Source organism: Enterobacter sp. CM29, assembly GCF_013179605.1.
Classification (GTDB): domain Bacteria; phylum Pseudomonadota; class Gammaproteobacteria; order Enterobacterales; family Enterobacteriaceae; genus Enterobacter; species Enterobacter intestinihominis.
Map to the genome: position 1 here is coordinate 1 of NZ_JABMCU010000171.1, position 9,856 is coordinate 9,856.

A 9,856-nucleotide genomic window follows, 5' to 3' on the forward strand; every position below is an offset into this window, starting at 1 on the left:
AAGACCGACTGATTTTGTGGCCGCCAGGACATCAACAAATGTTTTTAACCCCATCAAAGCCATCAGCAAAAAACGATTATTCTGAAACTCTGCTTTCATTGAAAGCCAATCTGTATACATAGAAACCAAAGATGCAGTTCCACTCGCTGCCGCCCCAACCCCCTTGACCCAGGCCACCGTAAGCTCACGCGCTTCCAGACCTTTTTCTATTGCCGGCAAAATAACCGACGTCCCCTGACTCACCATCGCCAGCCCGCTGGCCAGCAGGCTCGCCAGCGGCTTCTTCTCATCCCTTACCTGTCCGCACAGGTAGATAAAATCCATCGCATTCAGCACCAGCAACAGACTGTTTATTCCCGCCAGCCGATATTCGGCCTTGCTCTTTTCTGATGCAAAGTGCTCTTCCAGCCTGCTGCTCATTCTCTGTTTAATCTCGGCGACTTCATTCCCGCTCGCCATAAAACGTCCGCTGCGCCGTATACCTTCCAGCACCGTCTGACGTAACGCCGGGGCATCTTTCAGATACGCATTCACTAACGAGTGAACTTTTTCTGAAGGTATTCCCGCCCTTATCATAAATATCAGCCTGAACGCCGTGGTCGCAAGCTTCTCGCCTGCCTTATCCACCCGCAGAATGCGGCTTACCCTGTCTCCCACCGTGACGATAAACGCATCCGTGTTGAAGAGCTGTACTTCCAGTTTGCTGGCATTTTCCCGCAGCCCCTTCACGACAGTGTTCATCGATTTCTGGTAATACCCCTCCAGCTTTTTCATATTGCTGACCTGCTGCATCAGGGCTGCCGTCATGGCGGTCGCCGTCAGAGGCGTCACGTCCTCGTCCTTTTTCCCTTTCACCGTCGCCAGATACGGCTCCAGTTCACTGATTAGCTGCGGGTTATTGGCCGCCACATGCCGCCACAGCAGATTCCCGCGATTTTTAGTGCTGTACTCATTCCACCAGCCGTCTATCTTTGCCGCCCCTGCCGGACAGCTGTTAATCCCGTGCATGGCCATCCCCACCGCTGACTGGTAGAACAGCCCTGCCCGCTGTGCCTCGCATTGGAAATCATCCAGCGTTGCCAGCAGTACCGGTGCACTGAGCCAGTTCACCACGCTGACGATACGCTTCTGGAAGATAGCATCAACCGAATCAACCAGGCTCGTGTAGCAGGTATCAAAGTTCGCCTGTCGGGTTGCGTTGAGCTTTTTCTGATAGGGAGCCCAGCTCCGGGCCCGGACTCCACTGAAATCCTGCGAGGGTTCAGGCAGATTTAACGCCAGTTCCTTATCGACCTGAGCCTGTATCGCGGCAACCCGTCGCTGGTGAGCAGCCAGCGGTTCGGGTGGACTCATCAGCACACTCTCCGGGTATGATGCCGTCACGTTCTGCGCATGCCAATTTCTCACTAACCTGTCATCAGCCCTGATTTGTGCCAGCACATCAGGCTTACCCTGATACCTTTTCTCAAGCGCCTGCAGACGCGAATCCAGATATTCGTCTGTCAGCATGGGACCATCAGTTCTTCGTCTCCGCATCGCGTCCTCCAGAGATTCGGCATTGCTTTCCAGCAGCGTTCTGACTGCATCGAGGTTTGTTTTGGTGGCGAACTCAAGCTCACGCTCCTGCAGGAACTGCGCCTGGCGCCCCAGCACATCCTGGCTCCAGCCGTTAAGCTCATGAACAATCCCCACCGGATCCCAGAGTGGAAGCAGCAACGGCGTCATCCCCTCACTTCGGTTTTCCATGGCCGTGACCGTCGCGGCTGCCATGCCACTGCGGTTTTTTGCCCACGGATACAGACTGGACTGCAGTTTCACCACATCATTATTGACCCGCCAGGGATCATCCACTGTCGGATCCCAGAGTGACGATGCACGGCTGATGTTTACCACTTTCGCTTCATCCGGACCAGGCAGAAGACCAGAAACAGAAGGCACCTGATAGTCCAGTACCTGATTCAGGCTTGCCCCGGTAACGTCGGTCCCTGTTTTTGTGCGCTGAGCTCCCGCCACCGAAGGCATCACTTTCTGCATTCTCTCACTGCGCTCTTCTGGCCTGATGCGATACCGATCGAGCGTTTCCTGCTCCCACGGATACTGACTGAACGCAAACCACACATTGCCGCACTTATCCGGGGATTCAATGCTCATGAACTCGACGTTTTGCGCGATATGCTCGCCCGTTTCGCACAGCGCTTTATCCACCGGTACAGGATTAGACGCCACCTGTTGCAGCCACAGTGAGCCGTCTGGCGCAACGCTGTAGCACTGCCAGTAATTGATGCCATGTTTTCCTTTTTCATAAAAAACGTAAAGGTAGCCCTGGCGAAGCGCGCGGAGTGTGTACTTTTCATTACTGGCGAGCGTTACCCCTGTTATGCGCGCATCATTCGCCCATCCCGGTAAACTGGCATTAATATTTTCTGGCACAACAGCATAGCGCACGGGCAGTACTGTCAGGCCTTTCGTTGTGCATAACCCCTGGCATGCCATATTCACATCCTTTTTTTAATTAAGCCTGTAAATAAAAAATTCTTATTTAGCCAGTGAAAAAATTAGAGCCTGCGATCACTTTATGGCCGGGACATAGACAAAGCACACGGTCCTGATCCTGTACCAGAAGTATGCCATTACTGACGATACCAATTGCAGTGGCCAGGATGGGAAATGTTCCCTTACAGACAGTACAGATGGCTTTGTCATTATTTTGTGCCACCTGCTTTCCATCACTAAAATAATTCGCAGTTGCAGAAATTATTTTCCCATTACTCGTCCTGTCACCTAAAACGGCTAATTTTGTAGTCATCTTTTTCCTCAAGTATTAGCTAAGCATCACCACAGCCCCTTGCTGTTGGGCTGCAGAAATTACCCCAGGTTTGCAGCCAGAAGGTAGCGAAAGCGTTGAATTTAACGTCGCCGCAGACTGCTGTTGAACCGCAATACATTTCAACGTGACGTTTTTGCCAGTACCAACTTCAACCCCCGCATCACTTAACCGTATAAATGTCCCCCCACAAACCAAAAGGATTTCTTTTTTGGCTGATATGACAACGCTGTTGTCTGAACTGGCGACCGAAAGCTTTTCTTTAGCAAATAAATTCAGCGCGTCCGACTGTGCCTGAATATCTACTTTGCCCTCCGAGGCATACATTTTTATTCCCAGTTTGTGTGCAAATAAGCTCAGAATATCGCCCACCGCCAGAGTTAATTTTTTGGCAATGCTAATGTCTGCATGTTGACCAGCAGTAACAATTAGATTTTCCCCCGCCGAAACTTGTACGCTCGCGGGGGTGACCTGCGCAATTCCTGAAGGGGCAGACAGAAGTAATGCTTGCTGCTTAAGATCGCTAAGCGTCTGATTCATTAATGTTGTTTGTCTCTCAAGATCGGCTAATTCCGCCTGGGCTGCTTGAGCAGCGTGACGTAATCCAGAAGTCACCTCTCTGGCAGCGTCAAGTTCTTTGAGCGCAGCTTGCATTTCACGCTGCAGTCCTTGCGCTTTCGCCTGCCCGTCCGCCGAGATGAATAGTCCTTTCTGCGCCCGGATGGCACCCCAGCTGTCGGTTCTGAGTTCAAACCCCTCACCGCGCTGCTGTTTCTCGCTGTCGACCAGGTGGCCGAGGTTCAGCTGGCTCTTGCCGCCGTACTCCGTGCTGACCTTGATATGCTCTTTTCCGCGTTCATCATCCAGGCGAATTTTGTTGTTCGCCGGGGTCCGCAGGACGTTACGTTTGTAGTTCCGGATAGTGACATGGTCGCCGTGAGCAGAGTCATGCAGCACACCGGCAATGTACGGCCGGTCCGGGTTGCCGTCCTCAAAACCAATCGCCACCTCGGTGCCTGCCAGCAGCGGCAGGTGCAGGCCGTAGGTGTCCCCCGCATACGGGCGGGACTGACGGACCCACAGGCTCTCGAACCCGGTTTCCCAGTTCTCACGGTCAAACAGCATATTGACGCGGTAGCGACCGTCCTTGTCGATATGCCCGTAGGTGTCATTTTCGGTGGTGCTGGTGACGCGGGCCGGTAAGGTACCGGCCATCACCGGGCGGCGGCCTGGCGCCGGGCGGAAGCAAAAGTCCGCGCTGTCCTGGATACCGTCAAACCTGACGCAAAAGTCTGCATCACGCCGGGCATGGCTGTGCATCGCCGTGACCACCACGCCCTGGGTAAACACCTCCGCCACTTCGTACCCGCCGGTGACTTTCAGCCGCATACCCGGTGAAAGGGTCGGGCAGCTGGTGAAAGCAACGGTCTGCGTCTGGCCATTCAGGTAGCGTTCGTGGCGGATGCGGGCGTAAAACGCCCCGGACTCCGCTGCCGGGTTGCGGTCATATGCGCTGCCCGGCGTCAGGTAGTTATCCGCCCAGTGGTAGGCATCACCGTACGTGGTGACATCCCCGCCGGTCGCGTCAACCCGGGCGTTCATGTCCTGCTTGGCCTGACGGTAGTTGTAGTCCCGGGTGCTGACCTGCTTCTGCACCACATTGTGATGGCATTCCATTCCCCAGACTGAATCCACGCCTTTTGAATGCTGGCCCGATGGCGGTACAGACGGCAGCGTCAGGCCTTTCTCATACCCCTGCTGGCTGTCGTAAAACTCCACCACGTCAATGCTGAGGCGCGTGTCGGTGGTGAAGCGGAACCATATACCGACCTCGCCCAGCAGGCGGGTGATGAAGTGCAGGTCGTCCTCAGCGTACTGCATCACCTGTTCACGACGCGGGTACTCTTTTGACAGTAAGAACAGGAAATCCTGGCCGCGCATGCCGTGACGTTCGCGCAGGATTTTTTCCACGATTTGCGGAACCGACATGTCCTGGTAAATCGCGTTCTGGTGCGAGCGGTCGAGCAGCGCCAGACGCGGCTCAAGCGTCAGGGCGTAGCGGGTTTCATCTTTTGACGTGCTGAGGCGTTCAAAACCGGTCACCACGCCCTGAATCACCCGTACCGGCTGCTGTATTTTGATACCGTAACCCTGGTCTACCGGGGCCTGAAGCGTCAGGGAAGCCGCTTTCATCAGCATCATCTCTTTGCTGATGGCATGATCCGCGCTGGTGAATTCAGTACGGTAGCTGAACGGCGTGCTCAGGGCTTCATCGCCCTCAAATGCCAGCACATCAAGCCCTGCATCGCAGCCCTTCACCGAAAGCAGGTGATGGCTGTGGCTGAATCGTAAGGGAAGATTACTGCTCATGCATGCTCACCTTCTGTCCGGTCAAACTCGAGCACTATGCCCTCTTCCTCATCCCAGCCAAGCGTCAGGGTATGCGGCTTCTTTCCCGCCGCCATATGGCTCAGCAGTTGCTGGCTCAGGACCGGCAGAATCTGCTGGTTCAGCAGGCTGTCAACATTGCGAGCCCCGGTGTCCGGCAGCAGGCAGGCGGCGGTCAGCGCGTCGTACAGGCTTTCGTGGATATCGGTCTTCATACCGTAATGCCGTGCCAGGCGCTGACTTACCTGGCCGAGCTTCATGCCGACAATCGTGCGCATCGCTTCCTGTGCCAGCGGACGGTAAATCACCGTCTGGAAGCGCGCCAGCAGCGCGGGCTGGAAGTGGTCACGCAGCATCGGGCGGAGCAGTTCGTGCAGGTCGCCTTCGGTGGCGTCCGGATTTTCATCCAGCATCTGCATGATGAGGTCGCTGCCAAGGTTCGAGGTCATCAGTATCACCGTGTTACGGAAGTCAATTTCCCGCCCCTCGCCGTCGCGCATGAAGCCCCGGTCAAACACCTGGTAGAACAGGTTCATCACGTCCCGGTGCGCCTTTTCCACTTCATCCAGCAGCACCACGCTGTACGGGCGCTTGCGGACGGCTTCGGTCAGAATGCCGCCCTGACCGTAACCCACGTAGCCCGGCGGTGAGCCCTTGAGCTGCGAGACGGTGTGTGGCTCCTGGTATTCCGAGAGGTTGATAGTAATAAGGGACTTCTCGCCGCCGAACAGTTCATCGGCCAGCGCCAGGGCGGTTTCGGTCTTGCCGGTGCCGCTCGGGCCCACAAGCAGGAACACGCCCTGCGGGCCGTTCTCCGGCGCCAGACCGGTTTTGCTGGCGCGCAGGCGCTGCGCAATGGCATTCAGTGCGCTGTCCTGGCCGACAACGCGTTTCGCCAGACTGTGCTCAAGACTCAGCAGTTCCGTCTGCTCGTCCTTCATCAGGGAAGAGAGCGGTACGCCCGTCCAGTCGGCGATAACGGTGGCGACGGTACGCGCGTCCACATCCAGCCCCAGCAGCGGGGTATTCTGCTGCACGGCAGTAAGCTGCATCTGAAGGTCCGCAATTTCCCCCTGACGCGAGATATCCGTGCGGCAGGCAAGCAGTTCTTCCGTGAGTTTCAGCTCCTGGCCGTACCGGGTTTCCCGTTCATCGAGCTGCAAAATGATGCCGACTTCTTCCTCTCCGATGGCGGCCAGACGTTCGCCATGGGCGGTATTGCCCACCGCGATATCCTCCAGCAGCGCCTGTTTCTCCATGGCAAGTGCCGTGAGCTGCGCCTTCATGCGGGTCAGCGGCTCCGGCACCGTATCGAGGCTCATGCGGACACGGGCCGACGCGGTGTCCAGCAGGTCAACCGCCTTGTCCGGCAGCTGGCGTCCGGTCAGATAGCGTCTGGAGAGCGTGACGGCGGCTTTAACCGCCTCATCGGTAATATGCACGCCATGGTGCTGCGCGTAACGTGGCTTGAGTCCCCGCAGCATCAGGCACGCGGTGTCGTCGTCCGGTTCGTCCACCTTCACCATCTGGAAACGACGCTCCAGCGCGGCGTCGCGCTCAAAGTACTGCTTGTATTCGCTCCAGGTGGTGGCGGCGATGGTTCTGAGCTCACCGCGGGCCAGTGCCGGTTTCAGCAGGTTGGCCGCATCGGCGCCCCCCGCCTGGTTGCCCGCACCGATAATGGTGTGCGCCTCGTCAATGAAGAGCAGAACCGGCAGGGGTGACTGCTGCACCGCGTCGATGATGTTTTTCAGGCGCTGTTCAAACTCACCCTTCACGCCTGCACCCGCCTGTAACAGGCCGAGGTCAAGGGTGCGTACCGAGACCGGCTTCAGCGCGTCCGGCACATTGCCTTCGGCGATGCGCAGCGCCAGTCCTTCAACCAGGGCGGTCTTGCCGACGCCCGGTTCGCCGACCAGAATCGGGTTGTTCTTGCGGCGCCGGGAAAGAATGTCCACCATCTGGCGGATTTCATTGTCGCGGCCATAGACCGGGTCGATTCTGCCCTCACGGGCGCGGGCGGTGACGTCGAGGGTGAACCTGTCCAGCGCATTCTGTAACGCCGGGTTCAGCTCTCCTTTTATATCCGCATTCACCGGACGGCCGACAAACTCCACCTCATCGCCCTGCGTAAGCTCCGCTTCCTGCTGCACCTCCGGGCGTTCATCCGACTGCGCATCCAGAAGCCCCCGCAGGCGCTCAAGCTGGCTCTGCGCCAGCGTCAGCAGCGGCCACAGGCCGTCGCAGCGCACCAGTTTCGGTTTGTCCACCAGGGCCATCAGGAGGTGAATGCTGCGGATGTGCTCTTCCCCCGACAGCGAGGCGTGCAGCCAAGCCTCCTGCATCAGAGCCCGGACACTGTCCGACAGCTGCGGACGGCTGCGCACCGAACGTGGCAGGTTGTCCAGAAAACCCAGCATATCCTGCCATATCGTATCCATATCCCATTCGTAGCGCCGCGCCAGCACCGTCAGGTCGCCCTCACCCTGCTCCAGCAGCTTCAGCAACCAGTGCTCGGGCAGGATTTCCGCATGGGCGCGGGTCTGGCACAGGGACGCGGCCCCTTCCATCGCGCGGGCACAGTAAGGGTTAAGACGGCGTAACAGGATGGCGGGATTTTCCATGAGACTCTCTCTTTATCAGTTCCGGACACGCTACCGCCCGTCGCTGTTCCCTGTTATTCAGGAACCCAAAGCGCATCAGGTCGGGCAGGCAGATTGTGTTTTTCTTTGCACAGCGTCCGTGCATACAGACGCTGTGCAAAAAACTGCGGACAGGGCCCTGTCCGCATGCGACTTACGCGGTGGCGCGTTCGTTCCAGGAATCGGAATGAATGATGTTGCCGTCCTTGTAGGTCCAGGTGATTTTTTCGTAGCGCAGTTCAATCTGCTCGAGGTGGTTGTGCTTCTCGAACGCCGGATCCTTGATGTCGTGCATCTTCGGATTCACTTTCACCAGCTTCACGTTCTCAAGCTTCGTGTTGAAGTACTCCACTTCCTGGCCCGCGTCGTTGATTCTGTACCACTTAAATTCCGCAGATTTCAGGGTCTGGCCGGTGGTCACCGCCTTGTACAGGTACGGGCTGGAGGAGTCGATTTCCTTGGTGAACAGGAACGGGGTGTGGATACGGGTACCGGTCAGCTTGCCGGTGTTATTGTCGGTCGGGATGTACAGGTTATGCTCCTGGGCCACCACCTCGATGCTGCCTTCACGATCCTGAACGTCCACAGACCCTTTGATGTCCGCGCCGCCGTCGTCCTTCAGCCACAGATAGACTGGTATTGCCATGTTAATTACTCCGTTAAGTTGTTATCAGCGCCATCATCCTGCGATGACGCGGGGGTGTTGCCCGGCAGCTGGCAGGCGTTCGCCTGCGGCACCAGACTGATTTCGACACGGCGGTTCAGCGCCCGGCCTTCCGCCGTGTCGTTGGTGGCGACAGGTCGGCTTTCACCGTAGCCCTGCACCGCAAAACAGCTCTCCGGCACATCGCCGGTATCCCGCATCCAGTCGCGCACCGACTCCGCACGCTTCAGGGACAGCACCTGGTTGGACTGGTCATCCCCGGTGCTGTCGGTATGGCCCGCGACCACAATCAGCCAGCCGGGCTTCGCCTTGATCCCCACCAGTGAGTTCACCAGCAGCTTTGTTGAGGCGGGTTTAAGCGCCCACTTTCCGGTATCGAACAGCGACATGCTGTCGAGGCGGATGATTTTCGGCGCGACCTTTTCCACAGGCTTTGGTGGAGGAGGTGGTGGCACATATGAGCGGATCGCTTCCAGCACCGGTATTCGCAGACGTTCCCCCCGATAAAGCCCCAGACCCAGCCGGGCCGGTACACCATTGCGTGCATGCTCATCCAGCAGCGCCGCATCCTCGCGCAGCACCTGTACGGCGCTGGCTTTAGGACCGTAATCATCCATGGCGATGCTGTTGTAACGGACAATATCGAAGCTAACGCGTTGCAGCAGCTGGCGGTTGTTCCAGCCACTGCTGAGCAGTGCAGCAATGGTCGCCAACGTGAAGATTCCGAGCGCACCGCGCCAGGTTCGTCCATGCGGTGTCAGGCCTCGTCCTTCTGGCAGTAAAGGGAGGACAAAATTCGGGAACAGGGAAATAACCGTACTGTCCGTTCCCGCCGGCTGCCAGCCCGACACCTGCTGCATCGCAGTATGGCGGGACAACCACGCTGTCCAGACAGAGGTGGCCATGCTTCCGGCCAGGATCGGGCCCAATCCCCACAGAACCGCAACAGGTTCAATGACAGGAATATCGGGGTTTTCATCCATAAGGACAGCGTGGACGTGCTGTTGGAACCAGCTCATCAGGCTGTTCATAAGCACCTGTTGATGCATCGCAGGCGTTCCGCCAGTATTAACCCATTCAGCAACTGAGCCAGGCGCTGAAGTCCCACTCCAGACCTTTACCCCTTCCCCCAGGATCGCCGTCTGCCAGAGCATGTCATTCATCATCGCACTGCCGACCTGTCCATTCAGAACCAGTGGCACAGAATGGCCGGTTGCTTTACGCAACCGACTAATCTGCCAGCGCAGGGCAAGCAAACGACTGGTAAGGCGTTCACTGTCAGGGTGCTGCTGCGGACAAACACTGACCATCACTGACAGCTGACGTCCCCAGTCGGGG

The 9,856-nt window shown here is 57.5% G+C and carries 6 protein-coding genes; all 6 read right to left on the reverse strand.

Annotation, left to right across the window (positions count from 1 at the left end; genetic code table 11):
- On the reverse strand, positions 1-2,493 hold a 2,493-nt coding region (locus tag HP459_RS17895), incomplete at its 3' end, for a T6SS effector BTH_I2691 family protein (protein WP_171936574.1).
- Between the two features lie 46 nt (positions 2,494-2,539).
- A complete protein-coding gene (locus HP459_RS17900; RefSeq protein WP_022648278.1) occupies positions 2,540-2,806 on the reverse strand; it encodes a PAAR domain-containing protein in 267 nt (88 codons plus the stop codon).
- A 15-nt stretch (positions 2,807-2,821) separates the two neighbouring features.
- Positions 2,822-5,194 carry a type VI secretion system Vgr family protein gene (locus HP459_RS17905; protein WP_171936575.1) on the reverse strand — a complete coding sequence of 791 codons (2,373 nt, stop codon included), beginning with the start codon at positions 5,192-5,194 and terminating at the stop codon, positions 2,822-2,824.
- Positions 5,191-7,836 carry a type VI secretion system ATPase TssH gene (gene tssH, locus HP459_RS17910; RefSeq protein ID WP_171936576.1) on the reverse strand — a complete coding sequence of 882 codons (2,646 nt, stop codon included), beginning with the start codon at positions 7,834-7,836 and terminating at the stop codon, positions 5,191-5,193. The genes HP459_RS17905 and tssH overlap by 4 nt, the downstream gene beginning before the upstream one ends.
- A 172-nt stretch (positions 7,837-8,008) precedes the next feature.
- Complete coding sequence (hcp, locus tag HP459_RS17915) at positions 8,009-8,500, reverse strand: type VI secretion system effector Hcp (protein WP_009653685.1); 492 nt, start codon at positions 8,498-8,500, stop codon at positions 8,009-8,011.
- A 5-nt stretch (positions 8,501-8,505) separates the two neighbouring features.
- Positions 8,506-9,856, reverse strand: a 1,351-nt coding sequence (locus HP459_RS17920) for an OmpA family protein (RefSeq protein ID WP_171936577.1), incomplete at its 5' end; no start/stop codon positions are given.